Consider the following 19,804-nt stretch of genomic DNA (forward strand, 5'->3'; position numbering starts at 1 on the left):
ACGGCGTGGAGCTGACCGCGGTGCCCGCCACATAATCGGTACCAAAGGTAAGGGTCGCCCCGTTGTCCAGGGTGATCACCAATTCCGTCTGCGGCGTCTGATCCAGGCTGCCGGTGAGGGTCGCCTGGCCGGTGCCTTCCTGCACGGTGACGTCATTCAACGTCAGTGTGGTGGTGTCGAGGGTGTCGGCGATCTGCGCGGTGACCGTGGCCCCCGTCACATCGGTGGCTTCAAAATTGCCGCCGTTAATGCTGGTGACCGTGGCCGTTAGGCTACCGGCATCCAAATATACATCCGAGTCCTGTGTGGCAATCACCAGGCTGCCGGCGCCGCTCGCATCCACGTTCACCGTATAAGTCGCACCCGCTACCATCACGGTCAGGCTGGCCGTTGTGCCCGCCTGGGGCGGATGGCTCAACTGGAAGTTAAAGGTCACGGCCGCATCATCTTCGGTCACGTTGCTGGTGGTCACGGCCACGGTGGTGGGGTCGAGGCTGTCGCGCACCGTCACCGTCGCGGTGTCGCTGGTCACCAGCTGCTCGAAGTTACCGCCACGGGTGCTGTCTACCGCCACGGTGAAGCTGCTGCCATCGACGTACACGTCTTCGCCATTATTAATCGCGAACGGCGTGGAGCTGACCGCGGTGCCCGCCACATAATCGGTACCAAAGGTAATGGTCGCCCCGTTGTCCAGGGTGATCACCAATTCCGTCTGCGGCGTCTGATCCAAGCTGCCGGTGAGGGTCGCCTGGCCGGTGCCTTCCTGCACGGTGACGTCATTCAACGTCAGTGTGGTGGTGTCCAGGGTGTCTTCCACAGTCACTGTGGCGCCGTTGCTCACCAGCTGTTCGAAGTCATGATCGCCCTGATCGATGACCGTGACCGTGAGCTGCTCGCCGTCGAGATAGACGTCGTCGTCCTGGATGGCAAAAGCGCTGGAGGTAGCCGCTGTGGCCCCGGCGGCAAAGCTCAGGGTGGCGCCGTTGCTCAGGGTCACGGTAAAGGCACTGCCCGCCGGCTGGCTCAATGTGCCGGTCAGGGTCGCGGTGGTGCTGCCTTCGGCAACCGTGATGTTCCCCAGCGACAAGCTGGTGACATCAGCATCATCAGTAATGGTGGTGCTGGTGGTGGCCGAAGTATCCAGACTCTCAAAGTTACCGCCCTCGCTCTGGATAATACTGATATCCAGCAGCTCGTCCCCCTGCAGATAGGCCTCATCGGCCCGGCTGTCGACGCTCACCTGGCCACTCAGCTCGCCGGCCAGAATGGTGATCTGCTGGCCGTTGCTCAGGGTCAGGGTCAAGTCGCTTTGTGGCGCATTGTTCACGGTGGCGGTCACGGTGATCGCCTGGCCTTCGCTGACCTGCGCCGGGGCACTCAGGGTCACGGTGGTGACGTCGGCATCGTCGACCACGGTGGTGCTGGTGGTGGCGCTGGTGTCTACATTGTTGTAATTACCGCCAGAGGTTCCACTAATGCTCACCGCTACATTTTGATTGCCTTGGCTGTAGGTATCATCGGGGCGGCTTTCGAAACTGACGCTACCTGAAGTCGCGCCAGCGGGAATAATAATCTGCTGGCCATTGCTTAGATTAATGGTCAAGTCGGTTTGCGGAGCCAGATCGACAGAAGCAGTAATTGTGATCTGCCCGCCTTCTGTCACCTGAGTTGGCGCAAACAGGGTAATGGTGGCGCTACGAGGGACGTCATTGAACTGGTTGGCAACAAGCTGCTCATTACTGTCTGCGGGAGGAAAGGCAACCGCGGTATCATAGCCCGCTTCGGCAATCCTGTCGTCACCGGTACGCGCGATTTGCACAAAACCGCCGTTGCCACTGCCATCAGCATTACCGGCCTGATTAGCTCCCGTCGATGCCGGACCAGCGGCAGCTGCTTCAAAGGCCTCGGTAGGATCCTGACCTTCTAAAATAGCGGTTTGTAAGGCCGCAACCTCATCACTATTGTTCGCTAAAATTGCAGGCGCTTTGCTTGTTTCTAATGCCTCGGCCGGTATTTCGGTCAAACTGTCAGGGCCCAGCACCAGGTTGAAATCGGTGCCGGCAACCACCACCTCGCCCCCGGCTTCAGTCATGATAATGGTACCGGGAGAAAGCATATCACCTTGCTGCAACGCTACTTTCTCGCCATTAGCACGTAAAATGAATGCGTTTCCGACTAATGCTGTAACAGTTGCGGCTTGTTGTATTTGTTCCATCACTTTCTCCCGTTACCATTTTTATTTGTTATTGCTGACACTTCCATCATATCAGAGGCAATTGAAGCCATCCATAAACATTAATCGAAGTAATCACCTAGCTTAGAGCAATAACTCTCCTATTTTTTAGGATCAATCAATTATCTACGAATAAAAAAAATACCGGCTTATCGCCGGTATTGAATCAGTCCATTATGCTTTCACTATATAACTGCCTGGTTACAGCACATTATTCGCATTTAGCTCACTGAATGCCTGCTCCAATCGCGCAATCATGCTGTTCTGACCTTCACGCAGCCATACGCGAGGGTCGTAGTATTTTTTGTTTGGCTTATCGTCACCATCAGGGTTGCCAATCTGACCTTGCAGATAATCCTGTTTGGCTTTGTAGTAATCCATCACCCCGGCCCAGGTTGCCCACTGGGTATCGGTATCGATGTTCATCTTGATCACGCCATAACCGATAGACTCTTTTATCTCTTGCGCCGATGAGCCTGAGCCTCCGTGGAATACGAAGTTCAGCGACTTGGCTGGCAAGTCGAATTTTTCAGACACATATTTCTGGGAGTTATCGAGAATTTTCGGCGTCAGTTTAACGTTGCCTGGCTTGTACACGCCGTGCACGTTGCCAAACGAGGCTGCTATGGTGAATTTATCGCTAATGGCGTTCAGCTTTTCATAGGCATAGGCCACGTCTTCTGGTTGGGTATACAACAAAGAGCTGTCCATGCCGGTGTTGTCTACGCCGTCTTCTTCACCACCGGTGCAGCCCAACTCAATTTCCAGCGTCATACCGATCTTGCTCATGCGAGCCAGATACTGGGCACAGATCTCGATGTTTTCTTCCAGGCTTTCTTCCGACAGATCAATCATGTGCGAGCTGAACAGCGGCTTGCCGGTTTCGGCAAAGTGTTTTTCACCGGCATCCAGTAACCCATCAATCCAGGGCAGCAACTTTTTGGCAGCATGATCGGTGTGCAGAATAACCGGCACGCCGTAGGCTTCGGCCAGGGCATGCACATGGCGAGCACCCGAGATAGCGCCTAGAATTGCCGCCTGATGACCTTCCAGCTTCAAGCCTTTGCCAGCAAAAAACGCGGCACCGCCGTTGGAAAACTGTATCACTACCGGCGCTTTTACCTTGGCGGCCACTTCCATCACGGCATTGACCGAATCGGTGCCCACCACGTTAACGGCAGGCAATGCAAATTGCTGCTCTTTGGCAATGGCGAAGATTTTCTGCATATCGTCGCCACTGACCACACCCGGCTTTACTACATCTAAAATTTTCTGAGACATACCTTGCTCCTATCTAAAATACAGTCGGCCGACAACCTGTGCCAGCCGAGAACAATCGATACTATTGTTTACTGCTTGGCTCTTTGCTCAAGCATGGCCACCGCGGGCAGGGTTTTACCTTCAACAAACTCAAGGAAGGCACCGCCGCCGGTCGAAATATAAGAGATCTGATCTTTAATGCCGAACAGGTCTATTGCTGCCAGCGTATCGCCGCCGCCGGCGATGGAAAAAGCGTCACTCTCGGCAATGGCTCTGGCAACGATATCGGTGCCTCGGCGGAAGTTTTCAAACTCGAACACGCCAACAGGGCCATTCCAGATGATGGTTTTGGCGTTTTTCAATATCTCGGCCAGCTGCTCGGCAGACTGATCACCCAGGTCAAGAATCTGCTCGTTGTCATTAACCTCAGACACGTCTTTAACGGTCGCAACGGCAGTATCGGAAAACTCGGTAGCGGTGCGTACATCGGTGGGCAGCGGAATATCACATTTGGCCATCAGTCGCTTGGCTTCGGGGATCAAATCGGCTTCATACAATGACTTGCCTACATTGTGCCCTGCCGCGGCCACAAAGGTATTGGAAATACCGCCGCCCACCACCAGTTGATCGGCAATGCCGGACAAGGATTCCAGCACGGTCAACTTGGTAGACACTTTAGAGCCACCCACCACCGCCACCAAGGGGCGTGCCGGGTTATCCAGAGCCTTGGCCAGTGCTTCCAGCTCGGCAGACAACAGCGGGCCGGCGCAGGCTGTGGGGGCAAACCTGGCCACGCCATGGGTTGACGCCTGGGCACGGTGCGCCGTGCCAAAGGCATCCATCACGAACACATCACACAAGGCGGCATACTGACGAGACAGGGTTTCGTCATCTTTTTTCTCGCCGGGATTAAAGCGTACGTTTTCCAATACCACCAGCTCGTTGGCAGACAGCTCAACGCCATGCAAATAGTCATTCGCCAGACGTACCGGCACCGATAAGGCCTTTTGCAGATAATCGACCACCGGCTGCAATGAAAACTCTTCGGCAAATTCGCCTTCAGTCGGGCGACCCAGATGCGAGGTCACCATCACCTTGGCGCCCTGAGCCAACGCTGCTTCAATGGTTGGCAGCGAGGCCAGGATTCGTGCGTCTGAGCTGACAGCACCGTTTTTTACCGGTACGTTCAAATCAGCCCGGATCAGCACTCGCTTACCAGACAAATCGAGTTCATTCATTTTGATGACTGACATTAAAGAGTCCTCTATAGAGCAGTAATAAATAATATTTAATCGATAATAGACGGCTTGAACCAAGCCAGGCTGGTGTCGAGCATACGATTGGCGAATCCCCATTCGTTATCGCACCACATCAGCATCTTGATCAGGTTGGCATCGCTTACTCGTGTCTGGGTACCATCAATAATGGAAGAGTGAGGATCATGGTTGAAATCCACCGAGACCAGCGGCGCTTCGGTATATCCCAGAATGCCTTTGAGCGGACCCAGTGCGGCGTCGCGCAGTATCTGGTTAACCGCCTCAACCGTGGCCTTGTTTTCTACCAGCACACTCAAGTCCATGGCGGTCACGTTGATGGTAGGTACCCGTACCGAAATGGCCTCGAACTTGCCGGCAAAATGAGGAAGTATACGTTCAACCCCTTTGGCCAACTTGGTATCTACCGGAATAATGGACTGGCTGGCGGCACGGGTGCGACGCAAATCGGTATGGTAAGCATCAATCACCTGCTGATCATTCATTGCCGAATGGATGGTGGTGATGTTACCGCATTTGATATTGAATGCCTGATGCAGGGTTTCAATGACGGGCACCACGCAGTTAGTGGTGCAGGAGGCGTTGGACACTATGGTCTCGGCGCCGGTCAGTTGCTGATGATTCACGCCATAAACAATGGTGGCGTCCAGATCATTGTCACCGGGATGGGAAAACAGCACTTTTTTGGCACCCGCCCTTAAATGCCGGTTTGCGTCTTCGCGGCTCGACAACACGCCGGTACATTCCAGTACCAAATCAACATCCAGCTCGGCCCAAGGCAGCCGGGATGGATCGGGCTCATGGCACAAACGGATCAGATCATCGGCAATATCGAAGGCGCCGGGCAGCAGCGTCACTTCCTGGCCAAACCGCCCATGACTGGAGTCATAGCGAGTCAGATGTGCCATTGCTTCAGGATCGGCCAGTTCATTAATGGCAACAATCTTCATATGGCGATGCAGATCACGTTCGTAAAAAGCCCGTAAGACACTGCGTCCTATGCGACCGTAACCGTTGATGGCGACTCGAATCATTTACTCTTATCCCTGCTAGACCCAAAGGCAGCCTCCCTCATTTCTCCTGGGGCGCTTATTCAGGCTCAAGTCTAACGGGGATTGAAAGTAAGGGGAATGGCTGGAGCCGTGATGGCGGCCTAAAAAAGCAGAACCCGGCCGCATCTGCGACCGGAAACAAACAATAAAGGCGTTTAAACGCCTTCGAGCTCGACTTCCTGTAGCTCGATTTCAGCCGGGACCTTGGCTTGTTGTTGCAACCAGCACAATAACTGGGCTGGGTAGCAATCGTCTGCCGTCGACAGACAAAGCGTTGTTGATGACGAAGTGGCGTTCAGCTGCGATACATAATCCATTATGTTGCCCTCTTTGACACTAACGACTGGTTGACCATGACAGGTTAACACCCGATGTTGAACCTTATATGACAGCCCAACAAGCTTGATCATAGGCAAGCCCGCGCACTCTTGCCACCTAGTGGGGAACCAGTACCGAGTCTTCTGCCGTTTCATCAAGCTCTGGCTCGGGTAAATCCAGCTCCATCTGGCAAGCCTGGGCTTCGGCTATTTCCTCTGCTTCCATATAGGGAAAGACCTCTTCCATGGGGACATCCACAAACTCTTCGTTACGCGGGTCGAGCTCGGTAATCACGCCTGCCGTTTCTACCGGGCTGGGAATGTATTGCGCCTGATCGGCCACTTTGACCATTTGAGAACCCTGACGCCAGAACAAGGTATAACTGCCCAGCAACAGTGCGATGCCTGCACAGCCATAATACAGTCCCTGGGCGCCAAACCAGGTCATCATGCTGGAGCTGAACAGGGGGCCAAGGGCACTACCCAGCCCATAGCTCAACAGCAGCGTGGTACTGGCTGCCACTATATGATGTGCTTCCATACGGTCGTTGGTAATGGCCACCGCCACCGGATAAATGGCCGCCACCATGCCCATATACAGCGCCGAAAAGCCAATCAGTAGCCCAAGATGATACGAGCCGATAAACACCACGCCCAGCGCACTGAGCGCCACCAGTACATTAATGCAGATCAGAATTTTACTGCGATCCAGTCGATCGCATAAGCGCCCCAAGGGCCAGGCAAAGATAATAAAGGTAAACACGGAAGCGGCCATGAAGTAGGACAATTGATCGACTTTCAGGCCCACCTGAATGGCATAAACGGGAGCCATGGCATAAAAGCTGCTAAGCAGCATGCCGCTGCACAAGGCGGCCAGCAGCCCCACGGGGGCATCCTTGATGATGGCTTTAACGCTGATGCGCTCGTTATGCTCTATGGTGGGTGCCTCCATGCGGCTTAGCGATAGCGGCACCAGAGCGGCGGTGAGTACAATCGCCCCCAGGGTAAAGGGCACAAAGGCGGCCGGATCGGTAAATCCGATCAGCAACTGCCCTGCCGTGGCGGCCAGATAGGTACAAATCTGATAAGAAAAAAACAGCGTGGCGCGGTTTTCATTGCTGGCCACGGCACTGAACCAGCTTTCGATCACGATAAAACAACCGGCTACCGCCACCCCACCCAAGGCGCGCAGCAAGGACCAAATCACAATACTGTCGGTAAGGGGGAAAATCAGCGTCGAACTGGCTAAAAAAGCACTGAATACGGCAAAGGCACGAATGTGCCCCACCCGCTTGATGATTCTCGGACCATACAAAGAGCCCAGCACAAAGCCAACGGAATAACACACCATTATGGTGCCGATCAGCGTCGGCTCTACCCCTTTAAGGCCAAGATTGACGCCCAGTAGCGTCATGACGAAGGTATTGCCGCCCATTAACAGAAAGACGCTGAAGATTAACGCAGAGAGCGAGATGACCAAACGTTTTAGCATGCAAGGCCCATTAATGATATGAGTGAAAAATCAATAGCTGCAGAGTGACAGCAAACACACGGGCGGAACAGATCTGAATATAAGATTTAGTGATAATCGTGAAGGGCATGACATTTTTGTTACAGGTAGTAACAAGATCTGGAAAAACGAGTTGGCAGAATAAAAAATCCCCGGACTGGCCGGGGATTTTGTTGCCTAGCAAGACAGGATATTAACCCTGAGCTTTAAGCTGTCGGCGATAAGCATGCAGCAATGGTTCGGTATAACCGCTAGGCTGGGTAGTGCCTTCGAATACCAAATCACAAGCCGCTTTAAATGCAATACCATCGAAGCCTGGCGCCATGTTGCGATACAGCGGATCCGCTGCATTCTGCTGGTCAACAATCGCCGCCATGCGCTTCATGGACTCCATCACCTGCTCTTCACTCAGAATGCCGTGACGCAACCAGTTGGCAATATGCTGAGCAGAAATACGCAAAGTAGCACGGTCTTCCATCAGGCCCACATCGTTGATGTCTGGCACCTTGGAACAACCTACGCCCTGATCGATCCAGCGCACTACATAACCCAGAATACCCTGCGCGTTATTATCCAGTTCGTTCTGGATTTCTTCCGCTGTCAGCTTGTCTTTTGCTTCTTGAGTCAGCAAAGGAATAGTCAACAGAGCATTCAGGCTTGCCGCTTGGCGAGATTTAAGCTCGTCCTGGCGATCTTTTACATTCACCTGATGGTAATGGGTAGCATGCAAGGTAGCCGCCGTGGGTGATGGAACCCAGGCGGTATTGGCACCGGCCAATGGATGCACAATCTTAGTTTCCAGCATGGTGGCCATTTGATCTGGAATCGCCCACATGCCTTTACCGATTTGTGCCTTGCCCTGCAAGCCAGCAGCCAGACCCACGTCTACGTTGTTATTCTCGTAGGCGCTGATCCAGGCTTGCTTGCGCATGTTGCCTTTACGCACAACCGGGCCTGCTTCCATGCTGGTGTGAATTTCATCACCGGTACGGTCGAGGAAGCCGGTGTTGATGAACACAACGCGCTCGCGTGCTTCGTAGATACAGGCTTTCAGGTTGGCGCTGGTACGACGCTCTTCATCCATAATACCCACTTTCAGAGTATTTTTGGCCAGGCCCAGTACTTGTTCGGTGCGAGCAAACAGCTCACAGGCAAAGGCCACTTCTTCAGGGCCGTGCATTTTCGGCTTAACGATATATACGCTGCCGGTGCGCGAGTTCTGGAACTCGCCGTTGCCTTTCAGGTCGTGAATGGCGATCAGGCAGGTGACCAGCGCATCGATAATACCTTCTGGTACCTCGTTACCGTCTTTGTCCAGTACCGCTTCGTTGGTCATCAGGTGACCCACGTTACGCACGAACAAGAGGCTGCGGCCATGCAGGTGAAAGCTGTCACCGTTAGGTGCCAGATATTCACGATCGGCATTCAGGCTGCGAACGATCTTTTTATCGCCTTTTTGTACCGTCTCGGTCAAGGTGCCTTTCATCAGGCCCAGCCAGTTGCGGTACACGCCCACTTTATCTTCTGCATCTACAGCTGCAACAGAATCTTCGCAGTCCATAATGGTAGACAGAGCCGCTTCTAACAGCAGGTCTTTAATGCCGGCTTTATCGCTGGCACCCACCTGGTTATCACGGTCGAATTGCAACTCGATGTGAATACCGTTGTTACGAACCAATACGGCACTTGGCGCCGTGATGTCACCGTTATAACCCACAAACTTGCTGGTGTCGGCCAGGGTAGTGACTTCACCATTTTCCAGGGTAATGTGCAGCTGACCGCTCACTATCTGGTAAGCAGTGGCATCGGCGTGGCTGCCGGTGGCCAGAGGAGCGGCCTGATCAAGCAGGTTACGTCCCCATGCTATTACCTTGGCGGCACGGCGCGGGTTGAAAGCCTTGGTTTTTTCTGCGCCATCGGCATCGGATATAACATCGCTGCCGTAAAGTGCATCATACAGGCTGCCCCAACGAGCGTTAGCGGCATTGAGCGCATAACGAGCATTGTTGACAGGCACAACCAACTGAGGACCGGCAAGGGTAGCCAGCTCTGCATCAACGTTGGTGGTGGTTACCGAGAAGTCTTCCACTGTCGGCAATAAATAGCCGATGTCAGTCAAAAACTGCTTGTAAGCCACAGCGTCAAACGCCTGGCCGGCGTTAGCCTGATGCCATTCGTCAATCTGATGCTGCAGCTGTTCCCGTTTTTCTAGCAGGGCGCGGTTTTTAGGAGCCAGATCGTTAACGATCTGTTCCATGCCTGCCCAAAATGCTGCTGGCTCAACGCCAGTGCCGGGGATGATTTCGTTTACTACCAGATCATGAAGAACGGTAGCGACTTTTAAAGTGCCGAGGTGAGTACGTTCCGTCATAGTTGCTTCTTCTATTCTAGTTGTCAGTAGTTATGTTTAAGACCGATCACTAACCCTAATCGCTTGGTCGCAATAGTTTACCCTGCGAAGGGAGGTAGAGGCAAAAGTGAATTGCTGCAAGCTGTCGGTCAATCGTTACAAATATTGCATAAAAATTCACTACCTTTATAAAAAACATTATAATTCAATCGGATAACAAAACAACTAGCAAAAAAACAAATTGACTACTAACTCAGCATTTCCGCCCGTTTTCAGCATTTTTCTCAACTCACGGCACCGGATTCAGCTGACGAATACAAGGTTTCAAATGAAAGTAAAAACGCTGAATGAATAACCCCCACCCCACTTAACGATCCAGCATGCTGTGAATGTCTTCGTCGCTACGATGACGAACGTCTTTACCCTTCACAAAATAAATAATGTATTCGCAAATATGCTGTACGCGATCACCGACTCGCTCAAGAGACCGCGCACACCAGAGCACATTTAGCACATGCGGAATAGATCGCGGATCTTCCATCATAAATGTCATCAATTCACGGATGATTGACTCATATTCCCGATCAACCTTGGCGTCTTCCTTATGCACTTCTATCGCCGCTTCCACGTCCATACGGGCAAAGGCATCCAGTACATCGTGCAGCATTTTCACCGCTCGGCGCCCCATGTTTTCCATCGAGACCAGCGGCGGCTGTTTCTTGTTGGCGTTATCCACCACCATCATGCCAATGCGCTTGGCGACATCACCGATGCGTTCCAGATCGGTAATGGTTTTGATGATGGCCAACACCAAACGCAGATCTGAGGCGGCAGGCTGGCGTTTGGCAATAATTCGGGTGCAGTCTTCGTCGATATCGACTTCCAGCGCATTCACCTGGCTGTCGTTAGCCACAATCAACTGTGCCAGATCCACATCCTGCTTATGGATGGCGGTAATGGCATCGGTCAGCTGCTGCTCGACCAGACCGCCCATCACCAGCACCTGATTCAAGACCTCTTCCAGCTCGGCATTAAACTGCCCGGAAATATGTTTTTTCAGATTATGATTATTCATAAAGAGATCCTTAGCCGTAGCGCCCGGTAATATAGTCTTCGGTTTTTTTCTTGCCCGGTGTGGTAAACAGGGTATTGGTATCCGTGTACTCAATCAGCTCGCCCATGTACATAAAGGCCGTATGATCCGATACCCGCGCCGCCTGCTGCATGTTGTGGGTGACAATCACCACGGTAAACTGCTCTTTCAGCGTGGTGATCAGCTCTTCGACCACCAGAGTAGAAATGGGGTCCAACGCCGAGGTAGGCTCATCAAGCAGCAGCACTTCGGGCTCAATGGCAATGGCGCGGGCAATCACCAGTCGTTGCTGCTGACCGCCAGAAAGACCAAAGGCATTTTCATGCAGTCTATCCTTGGCCTCATCCCACAGTGCGGCACCGCGCAAGGAGCGCTCGACCGCTTCATCCAGTCGACGGCGATCATTAATGCCCTGCAGTCGTAGACCGTAGACTACGTTTTCGTAAATTGTCTTGGGAAACGGATTGGGCCGCTGAAACACCATGCCCACCTGCCGGCGCAAGGCTGCCACATCGACGCCCTTGGCATAGATATTGTGGTCATGTAATCGTATTTCGCCCTCTATCCGGCAGTTATCCACCAGATCATTCATGCGATTGATACAGCGCAGCAGAGTCGACTTGCCACAACCGGACGGGCCGATAAAGGCGGTGACCTGCCCTTTGGCTATGTTCATATCTACGTTAAATAACGCCTGCTTGTCGCCATAGAATAAATTGAGATCACGAATTTGCAGCGCCGTTTGCTCGGCACTCAACGCGTCGGTATTCAGTATTTGGCTATCTTGCGTCATGTTCTGATCCATCTTCATCGCTACATTCATCATATTATTACCTCAAGCTGTTGGTGACGAGTGCCGGCTGCAGGAGACCCGCCAAAAGGGCGAGGGCAAATAAACAAAGCCGCTCCCCTGCACACTTTTGCAAACTGCCTCACCATGCTTATTGATCGAGAGAGCGGAATTTTTCCCGCAAGTGATTACGAATCCCGATGGCAGTCAGGTTCAGCCCCACTATCACGGTCACCAGCAAAAAGGAGGTGGCGTATACCAGCGGACGCGCTGCCTCTACGTTCGGGCTTTGAAAACCCACGTCGTAGATATGAAAGCCCAGGTGCATGAATTTCCGCTCCACATGCAGGTAAGGAAAGTTTCCGTCTACCGGCAAGTTGGGGGCCAGCTTGACCACCCCCACCAGCATCAGCGGCGCCACTTCGCCAGCAGCCCGGGCAATGGCCAGAATAAGCCCGGTCATGATCGCCGGGCTGGCCATGGGGATCACGATGCGCCACAAGGTTTCGGCTTTGGTGGCACCCAGCGCCAGCGAGCCCTGACGTACGGTACTGGGAATGCGAGACAGCCCTTCTTCGGTAGACACTATCACCACCGGCAAGGTCAGGATCGCCAGCGTCAATGCCGACCACAGCACCCCGGGCGAGCCAAAGGTCGGGGTGGGCAGCGACTCTGGATAAAACAACTGATCCAGCGAGCCACCCACCATATAGACGAAAAAGCCCAGCCCAAACACACCATAAACGATGGACGGCACCCCGGCCAGGTTGATGACCGCGATGCGGATCATCTTGGTCAGGCTGTTTTTACCCGCATATTCGTGCAGATATATTGCCGCTATCACGCCCAGAGGGGTCACGATAATGGCCATCAGGATCACCATGAACACGGTGCCGAAGATGGCAGGGAACACGCCGCCTTCGGTATTGGCCTCGCGCGGGTCACCACTGACAAACTTGCCGATTTCTGAAAACCAGTGCAGCGTTTTCGATACCAACCCCATGTCGTTGGGCCAGGCCACGTCCAGTACATCACCGAGCGACAGGGTCACTTCCTGGCCACGCATGTCCCGCACCACCACATTATCGCGGCGGGCTTCTTCACGCAGGCTAAACAGCTGCTTTTCCAGTACCTGATAATCGGCCCTGAGTTGCTGCTCCTCGGCCTGAATGCCGGCCAGTGCCTCCTCGGTCGCTTCACCGTCCAGTTCCAGTCGACGTTGCTTCAGCCGCAGCTTTTCCAGCTCGAAGTTGATGGTGCCAATCTCGCCCCGCTGCAGGGTCTTCATCTCGCTGTTCAGTTCAACTACCCGGTCGATACGCGCCTTGAGCTGCTCGCGCACCTCGCCACCCACCGACCTGTCGCCTTCCAGCACCCGTTCAACATAACCGTAAAAATTACCGTGAGTGGAACGTTCGAACACCGCAAGCTCGGCCGGCTCCTCGCGGGAAACAATGTCGGTTTCCAGCAACCAGCGAAAATCAAGCTGTACAAATTCCCGATTACCGGTTTTAACCAGATAACGGGTCAGGGTATCGGAAGTCACTCCTTCCAGTGTCAGACCCGCTCCCCGCAACTGCGCCACCGGCACCACTTCCCGATCATGAATTTCACCGATAACAGTCTGACGCTCACCTGCCGGCGAGCTGACCTGCCATTCGTATATGGCATGCGGCCAGAAAAACGTCAGGCCACGCCAACCAATCAACAACAGTAACCCCAGTACCGCCACCAGGCTGATACTGACCGCGCCACCTGTCATCCAGATCCAGGGCGCCCCCGATTTAAACCATTTCTTCATGAGTCGTCCCGCCCTTACATTGAACTGTATTTGTCACGCAGTCGCTGGCGAACAAACTCAGCGACCGTATTGACCATGAAGGTGAAAACAAACAGCACCAGCGCCGCCAGGAACAATACCCGGTAGTGTGAGCTGTTCACTTCGGCCTCCGGCATTTCCACCGCGATATTGGCCGACAAGGTCCGCATGCCGTTAAAGATGCTGAAATCCATCACCGGCGTGTTGCCGGTCGCCATCAGCACTATCATGGTTTCGCCCACGGCCCGACCCAGTCCCATCATCACCGCCGAAAAAATACCGGGGCTGGCGGTGAGCATCACCACGCGGGTCAGGGTCTGCCAGGTGGTGGCGCCCAGCGCCAGCGAGCCATTGGACAGGTGACGGGGAACCGAAAACACCGCATCCTCGGCAATGGAAAAGATGGTGGGAATTACCGCAAAGCCCATGGCGATGCCCACTACCAGCGAGTTGCGCTGATCGAAACCGATACCCAGCTCGTTGGTCAGAAAGCCACGAGCGTTACCGCCAAAAAACAGATTTTCCACCACGGGACTGAAGGCAAAGGACATCCAGCCCACCAGTATTACCAGCGGCAGCAACAGAATGCATTGCCAGCCCTCGGGTACCATACTACGGATGTTTTTGGGCAGGTGATGCCAGGCAAAGGCCATCAACAATATCGACAGCGGCATCATTACCAGCAAGATCACCATGCCCGGGAGATGGTTTTCTATCAGCGGCGCCAGCCAGAGACCTGCCAGAAAACCGAGGATCACCGTGGGCAGCGCTTCCATGATCTCCACGGTGGGCTTAACCACCTTGCGCAGACCCGGCGACATGAAATAGGCCGTATAGACGGCACCGGCAATGGCGAGCGGCACCGCAAACAACAGCGCATAGAAGGCGGCCTTGATGGTGCCGAATGAAATAGGAACCAGGCTCAGTTTCGACTCGAAATCGCTGCTGCCCGAGGTGGACTGCCACACATATTGCGGCTCGGGATACCCTTCGTACCATACCTTGGTCCACATGGCGCGCCAGGTCACTTCCGGGTGCTCGTTTTCCACGTGAAAAGTAGACAAGGTGTTGCCTTCCAGCAGCAGCAACATGGAATTGCGAGGCGACATGGCCAACGCCGAGACGTTGTCACCGGCCAGCTTTTTGGAAAACAGGCGCGAACCACCTGTGGTATGAAAAATGTCCAGACTGCCGTTGCGTGAAGCGGTGATAAATCCCTTGCGGTTCACTTCGGAGGTGATTTGCTCGATGGCGCCATTGGCCTCGAATTCTCGAATAAAGGTAAATTCACGCTTACCGTCACGGGTGACTTCAAACCACTGGGAGATTTTACCGTTGTCGTTGGCCACCAGAAGGGAATTCCCACCCGACAGCAGGCTTAACGAGGTAATGTTACCGCCCTGGACATTCATGGTCAGTACATTGCGCAACTGCACCTTGTTGATATTGCGCACATCAAACACATAAACCTCGTTGCCGCTACGGGCAAACAAAAAGCGCAAGTTGGGCGTCAGCAACAGCTGATCAACGTCGGCGGGTAGTCCCGGAATCTCGACCTGAGTCGGGCTAAGCTCTACTTCACCGGTCATGAAGTTCTCTTTGCCCGCAAACTTGGTAAGTACACCAGCACCGGATGCGGTCAAGGCCGCGGCCAAGAAATCATCTCCGCTGCGGGCCACACTCAGCTGGGTCAGGGCGCGTCGTTGTCCGTCTACCACCAGAGGTTGCTCGCCAAAAGGGAAGGCAACTTCGGGTTGTATGGTACGAATATTATCGGGGTAGCTGACGTTGAATTTGGGCGACAGCACCACGATAGCCCCATCACTCAAGCCATAGGCCACCATATTATCACTAATGCTGCGGGCAACACTGGTCACCTCGCCATCAATGTTGAAGCTGTAGATACGCTTGCCATTTTCCGGCACAGAGTAAAAGTTGACCTCGCCTTTATCGTTAAAGCGATACACCAGCTCGTTTTGCTCTTCAACGCCCAGCAGCACAGTGTTACCAATATCGAGACCCTGCTCGTTACCGGCAGTATTATCCAACAAGCTGAACTCGGGCCCGGGCTCAACACGCGCACTGTCAAAAATGGGCTTAACCACATAAAGCAGATAAAAGAAAATCAGTAATAGGGCCACCAGCACCAAAATGCCGCCCGTGGTCACGCCGATTTGCGCTATTCGGTCTTTCAACCAACGCTTGCGACTGCCCGACAACGCTATGGCTTGGGTTTGGGTTGACATGGGTCCACCTCGGTAAATATCCAGTGGCGCTTATTGTATGTCGAATAGATGACAACTTTGTGACAGACAATTAGCTTGTCTTTGATAACCACCGTTATGCAAGTAAGTAGATGTGTGAACAGAAATGGCAGGCAGTACAAATGCTGAGCTTAGTGCAAAGAGATGGTATTATCCGGCGCGGAATTGGCCGGTATAACGACTGTAAAAGTGGGTAATTTTTGCGATGGCACTACTAATTGAAAACAGCTGTATTAATTGTGATATGTGTGAGCCTGAATGCCCAAATGGAGCCATAAGTTATGGCCTCGAGGTGTATGAGATAGAGCCGGATTTATGCACCGAATGTGTGGGCCATTATGACAAGCCCACCTGTATCAGCGTGTGCCCCATCGACTGCATTATCGATCATCCCGAGCATCAAGAAACCCAGGAGCAGCTGTGGGACAAGTTTGTACTCTTGCACCATCAAGATAGCTAAAGCAGCAATAAAGCTACATTTCCGGTTCTGGCAGCGCCTTGTTATCGGGCAGCAGCAACCAGGCGGTCAAGCCGGCAAAAGACAACAGCAAGCCCCCCAGTATTATTTGATCCATCTGGGGCAACATTCCTTGCAGTAACAGGAAGATCCCTCCGCCCAGATTGGCACTGCCTCCCAGCAAGGCACCAGCGGTACCGCTGTGTTGTGCAAACGGCGCCACCGCCTTGGACGTGGCCACCGGAAACAGCATGCCTGCGCCGGCAAAATACACACCGCCCCCCACGACTAGGCCAGCCAGAGTTAGCTCAGGTTCAAAAGCAGACATCAGTATCAAAGCGGCGCCCAACAGTAATGCCGCCGTCGCCGTCCACTGCAGACGATAAATCGACCAGTCATCGGCTTTAATCGCGGCCAGCATGGCACCGGCAAAATACAAAGGCAGCGGCAAGATAAACAGGATGCTGATTTCCATACTGCTCAATTCACTTTGCTGACTCACCAGTACCGAAAATACCGCCTCATAGAGAATAACGCCGGCAAAGGCAGCCATCAGCATCCCCATTTGCCGACAGAAAGAGCTGCTGTGCAGCACGTGCTGATAAGCCGGTAACATGGGTTGGGTATGGCGAGACGCCAACGGCAGCGTTTCACTGAATTTACGCCAGATAATGGCCGTACTCAGTACCCCTACCACCAGCAAAAATACATACATGGACTGCCAGCCAAACTGCTGATTGAGGTAACCGCCAATCAAGGGCGCCAACAGAGGGGCCAGCATAATGCCCATGGACACATAGCCGTTATAGCGAATCAGGTCACTGCCGCTGAATTTATCGCGCATCAGGCTACGGCACAAACTGCCTGCCGCCGCCGTGCCGGCACCTTGAATAAAACTGCCTAATAGCAAAATATAAAATACCGGCCAGGCAACAATCAATGCCGAGCCCAGTACATAAATGCACAGCCCCAACAGGAGTAGGGGCCGGCGGCCAAAGCGATCGGAAAGCGGACCGTAAATAAACTGAAACAAACCGTAAGGAATCAGATAAAAGGCCATAACCAGCGGCAAACGATCGTTGGCAACCTGCAAAGCAATGGCCATATCATCCATGGCGGGAACATAAAGAGTCTGGGTCATCTGACCCGAGGCCACCATTAAAATGGTAAGCAATACCAACGACAGGCCCGACATGGTCGCGCGCTCCAAGCAATACCCGTATGGGGAAGTGTTAACTGGCGCGCATCATAATCAATAGCCGGATCTACTGGCAATAACATCACACCTGACCTTTTATAATGCCCAGGCCTAGTTTTTCTAATCAGAAGCGATAGCCGTAACTCAGATTCCAGCTGTTTATACCCTCGTTGGGCTGTTTGATTCCTCCGTTGGATAAATGTCGGGCTTCGGCTGCCAAAGAATGCCTTCCTTTCGCCAGTCCAATACCCGCCCGACTGCTGAATTGATATTCACTAGCAAGATCCCGCGGTCCAAGCCGGATGTCACTGATCCAGGCCGGCCCCACAGCTGCAAACACAAAGGGCTGAAAGTCTGTGAGCGGGTTAACAGAGTACTGCACCATGGGGAACAGGCTTATCTGTATCAGGTCATCTGCCCCATATTGCCAGTGAGCGATTTCACTCCCCACTCCATAAACCAACTGCCCTGCTCCAAGTGGTCGCCAGGGGTACAGCCAATTCAGGCCAACATGGTAGCCTTGTGTTCCATATCCAGCCCCGCCCCCGATTATCAAGGCTCGTTCTGCATACACTGATGGCGCCGATAGTAGAGCGATCAACAACATGAGTCTGTACATGGCGGCTCTCCTTTGCCATCGATATGACTCAATAAGGATAGTTGGTTTTTCTCTTTTAAAACCGGCTATTAGGGTAAAAAATCAAGGTGAATAACGGCTGTTTGGTTTATTTATACGGTCTGTTCGAAGTCGGTGGCTAACATTTAGTCCTTGCCTGAAACTGCTTCGCAGGTATAATACGCCGCTCAAATTTCGTTCTTTAACATCAAGTGGGTTCACTCATATGCATCCGATGCTGAATATCGCGATACGCGCTGCGCGTAACGCTGGCCAAGTTATCGTCAAAGGCTTTACCAATCCCGATAACCTGGAAACGCGCCAAAAAGGCCAGAACGATTTTGTTACCAACGTCGACCTCGACGCGGAAAACGCTATCGTTAATACCATTCGTAAGTCTTATCCGGAGCACACCATTATTGGTGAAGAATGTGGTGAACTGACTGGCAGCAATCCCGACTATCAGTGGATTGTTGACTCACTTGATGGCACGACCAACTTCATTAATGGTATTCCCCACTTCGCCGTGTCCATTGCACTGCGTGTTAAAGGTCGTACCGAACAGGCCGTTGTTTACGATCCTATTCGCGATGAGCTTTTCACCGCCAGCCGCGGTGCGGGTGCCCAGTTGAACGGCTATCGTATTCGTACCGGCAAAGCCAAAGATCTGAACGGCACTGTGCTGGCAACCGGTTTCCCCTTCAAGCAAAAACATCATGCCGATGCCTATCTGGCCATGTTTAAAGACATGTTCGTTCAGTGCGCCGATATTCGTCGCGCTGGCGCTGCCAGTCTGGATTTGGTCTATGTGGCTGCCGGTCGCGTAGACGGCTACTGGGAACTGGGCCTCAAGCCATGGGATTTTGCTGCAGGCAGCCTGATTGCACGTGAAGCCGGCGCCATTGTGACCGACTTCGTGGGCGGTCATAATTATGAGCGCAGCGGTAACCTGGTATGCGCCAATCCCAAGGTGCTGAAAACCATGCTGGCAACCATTCGTGAGCATCTGCCCGAGTCTTTGGCCCAGTAAGCTTTAGGCCAACGCCAAGCAATTGATAAACGCCGCACTCTTTGAGTGCGGCGTTTTTTTATGGCCGCAGCTACATACCCGCCCCCTGTAGTCGCTGCTTTCGCTGCTAAACCCTGCGCAGCAGGTTCTGATACCAATCTAAGTAAAAATATGATCTATTTTAAAGCTCGGAACGAAAGGCAACAGAATCACCTCCCGCGACACGCCATAAACCCATGGGGGCTCGGGAAATGCCTTCCTTGGCATTTCACGGTCGTGGGAGCCGAACTCTGTTGCCTCTCCTTAAGCACCGAGTTGTCTGCAGGGCGTTCCCACAGGCGACGCCGCAGCACAGGGGCGGATGAAGGGCTCTACTCAAGCGACCATCACATGACAGGACGTCATGTGCTGAGCGTGCAGGGGGCGAGCTAGCCTCGCCGAGACGAATTATTTCAGCCTGACCGAACATCCAGTGAATGTTCGCAGTAGGCTGAAATGGTGAGTGGCATTATTAAGGCGTGTCGATGGAGTAGCCCCTTCGTTCGACCTTTACAGGGTAGCT

The 19,804-nt window shown here is 53.3% G+C and carries 15 protein-coding genes; 2 read left to right on the plus strand and 13 right to left on the minus strand.

Going from position 1 to position 19,804, the window contains the following annotated elements; all coding sequences use genetic code 11:
- The 11 genes from IEW52_RS01365 to IEW52_RS01415 form a co-directional block, all read right to left on the minus strand.
- The coding region (locus IEW52_RS01365; protein WP_188628281.1) for a retention module-containing protein at positions 1-2,215 on the minus strand (2,215 nt) is incomplete at its 3' end.
- Between the two features lie 219 nt (positions 2,216-2,434).
- Complete coding sequence (gene fbaA / locus IEW52_RS01370) at positions 2,435-3,514, minus strand: class II fructose-bisphosphate aldolase (protein WP_188628282.1); 1,080 nt, start codon at positions 3,512-3,514, stop codon at positions 2,435-2,437.
- A gap of 68 nt (positions 3,515-3,582) precedes the next feature.
- On the minus strand, positions 3,583-4,746 hold the full coding sequence (locus IEW52_RS01375) for a phosphoglycerate kinase (protein ID WP_188628283.1): 1,164 nt from the start codon (positions 4,744-4,746) through the stop codon (positions 3,583-3,585).
- 35 nt (positions 4,747-4,781) lie between these two features.
- A complete protein-coding gene (gene epd / locus IEW52_RS01380; RefSeq protein ID WP_188628284.1) occupies positions 4,782-5,801 on the minus strand; it encodes an erythrose-4-phosphate dehydrogenase in 1,020 nt (339 codons plus the stop codon).
- Between the two features lie 173 nt (positions 5,802-5,974).
- Positions 5,975-6,136, minus strand: coding sequence for a hypothetical protein (locus IEW52_RS01385; protein WP_188628285.1), 162 nt, complete (start codon positions 6,134-6,136; stop codon positions 5,975-5,977).
- A 118-nt stretch (positions 6,137-6,254) separates the two neighbouring features.
- The gene (locus tag IEW52_RS01390; protein ID WP_188628286.1) at positions 6,255-7,628 is read right to left on the minus strand and encodes an MFS transporter; all 1,374 of its coding nucleotides are present in this window, start codon (positions 7,626-7,628) and stop codon (positions 6,255-6,257) included.
- A 211-nt stretch (positions 7,629-7,839) separates the two neighbouring features.
- On the minus strand, positions 7,840-10,017 hold the full coding sequence (locus tag IEW52_RS01395) for a malate synthase G (RefSeq protein ID WP_188628287.1): 2,178 nt from the start codon (positions 10,015-10,017) through the stop codon (positions 7,840-7,842).
- 346 nt (positions 10,018-10,363) lie between these two features.
- Positions 10,364-11,071 carry a phosphate signaling complex protein PhoU gene (gene phoU / locus IEW52_RS01400; RefSeq protein ID WP_188628288.1) on the minus strand — a complete coding sequence of 236 codons (708 nt, stop codon included), beginning with the start codon at positions 11,069-11,071 and terminating at the stop codon, positions 10,364-10,366.
- Between the two features lie 10 nt (positions 11,072-11,081).
- Positions 11,082-11,915: a phosphate ABC transporter ATP-binding protein PstB gene (gene pstB, locus IEW52_RS01405; RefSeq protein WP_188628289.1), complete on the minus strand. Its 834-nt coding sequence runs from the start codon at positions 11,913-11,915 to the stop codon at positions 11,082-11,084.
- 115 nt (positions 11,916-12,030) lie between these two features.
- Complete coding sequence (gene pstA / locus IEW52_RS01410) at positions 12,031-13,680, minus strand: phosphate ABC transporter permease PstA (RefSeq protein WP_188628290.1); 1,650 nt, start codon at positions 13,678-13,680, stop codon at positions 12,031-12,033.
- A 14-nt stretch (positions 13,681-13,694) separates the two neighbouring features.
- Positions 13,695-15,944 carry an ABC transporter permease subunit gene (locus IEW52_RS01415; RefSeq protein WP_188628291.1) on the minus strand — a complete coding sequence of 750 codons (2,250 nt, stop codon included), beginning with the start codon at positions 15,942-15,944 and terminating at the stop codon, positions 13,695-13,697.
- 223 nt (positions 15,945-16,167) lie between these two features.
- On the opposite strand from IEW52_RS01415, the gene IEW52_RS01420 reads away from it, so the two are divergent.
- Positions 16,168-16,422, plus strand: coding sequence for a YfhL family 4Fe-4S dicluster ferredoxin (locus IEW52_RS01420; protein ID WP_188628292.1), 255 nt, complete (start codon positions 16,168-16,170; stop codon positions 16,420-16,422).
- A gap of 13 nt (positions 16,423-16,435) precedes the next feature.
- Here IEW52_RS01420 and IEW52_RS01425 read toward each other — a convergent pair whose 3' ends face one another.
- On the minus strand, positions 16,436-17,614 hold the full coding sequence (locus tag IEW52_RS01425) for an MFS transporter (protein WP_188628293.1): 1,179 nt from the start codon (positions 17,612-17,614) through the stop codon (positions 16,436-16,438).
- Between the two features lie 127 nt (positions 17,615-17,741).
- Complete coding sequence (locus IEW52_RS01430) at positions 17,742-18,236, minus strand: acyloxyacyl hydrolase (RefSeq protein WP_188628294.1); 495 nt, start codon at positions 18,234-18,236, stop codon at positions 17,742-17,744.
- A gap of 223 nt (positions 18,237-18,459) precedes the next feature.
- On the opposite strand from IEW52_RS01430, the gene suhB reads away from it, so the two are divergent.
- The gene (gene suhB / locus IEW52_RS01435; protein ID WP_188628295.1) at positions 18,460-19,263 is read left to right on the plus strand and encodes an inositol-1-monophosphatase; all 804 of its coding nucleotides are present in this window, start codon (positions 18,460-18,462) and stop codon (positions 19,261-19,263) included.
- Positions 19,264-19,804: the final 541 nt, after the last annotated feature.

Source organism: Oceanisphaera marina (assembly GCF_014643915.1).
GTDB lineage: Bacteria > Pseudomonadota > Gammaproteobacteria > Enterobacterales > Aeromonadaceae > Oceanimonas > Oceanimonas marina.

Excerpts from the sequence above, each read along its gene's own strand:
- IEW52_RS01390 (WP_188628286.1), bottom strand. The coding sequence starts at position 7,628 with ATGCTAAAACGTTTGGTCATCTCGCTCTCTGCGTTAATCTTCAGCGTC.
- IEW52_RS01430 (WP_188628294.1), bottom strand. The coding sequence starts at position 18,236 with ATGTACAGACTCATGTTGTTGATCGCTCTACTATCGGCGCCATCAGTG.
- epd (WP_188628284.1), bottom strand. The coding sequence starts at position 5,801 with ATGATTCGAGTCGCCATCAACGGTTACGGTCGCATAGGACGCAGTGTC.
- fbaA (WP_188628282.1), bottom strand. The coding sequence starts at position 3,514 with ATGTCTCAGAAAATTTTAGATGTAGTAAAGCCGGGTGTGGTCAGTGGC.
- IEW52_RS01385 (WP_188628285.1), bottom strand. The coding sequence starts at position 6,136 with ATGGATTATGTATCGCAGCTGAACGCCACTTCGTCATCAACAACGCTT.
- IEW52_RS01420 (WP_188628292.1), top strand. The coding sequence starts at position 16,168 with ATGGCACTACTAATTGAAAACAGCTGTATTAATTGTGATATGTGTGAG.
- IEW52_RS01425 (WP_188628293.1), bottom strand. The coding sequence starts at position 17,614 with ATGTCGGGCCTGTCGTTGGTATTGCTTACCATTTTAATGGTGGCCTCG.
- pstA (WP_188628290.1), bottom strand. The coding sequence starts at position 13,680 with ATGAAGAAATGGTTTAAATCGGGGGCGCCCTGGATCTGGATGACAGGT.
- suhB (WP_188628295.1), top strand. The coding sequence starts at position 18,460 with ATGCATCCGATGCTGAATATCGCGATACGCGCTGCGCGTAACGCTGGC.
- phoU (WP_188628288.1), bottom strand. The coding sequence starts at position 11,071 with ATGAATAATCATAATCTGAAAAAACATATTTCCGGGCAGTTTAATGCC.
- IEW52_RS01415 (WP_188628291.1), bottom strand. The coding sequence starts at position 15,944 with ATGTCAACCCAAACCCAAGCCATAGCGTTGTCGGGCAGTCGCAAGCGT.
- pstB (WP_188628289.1), bottom strand. The coding sequence starts at position 11,915 with ATGATGAATGTAGCGATGAAGATGGATCAGAACATGACGCAAGATAGC.
- IEW52_RS01375 (WP_188628283.1), bottom strand. The coding sequence starts at position 4,746 with ATGTCAGTCATCAAAATGAATGAACTCGATTTGTCTGGTAAGCGAGTG.
- IEW52_RS01395 (WP_188628287.1), bottom strand. The coding sequence starts at position 10,017 with ATGACGGAACGTACTCACCTCGGCACTTTAAAAGTCGCTACCGTTCTT.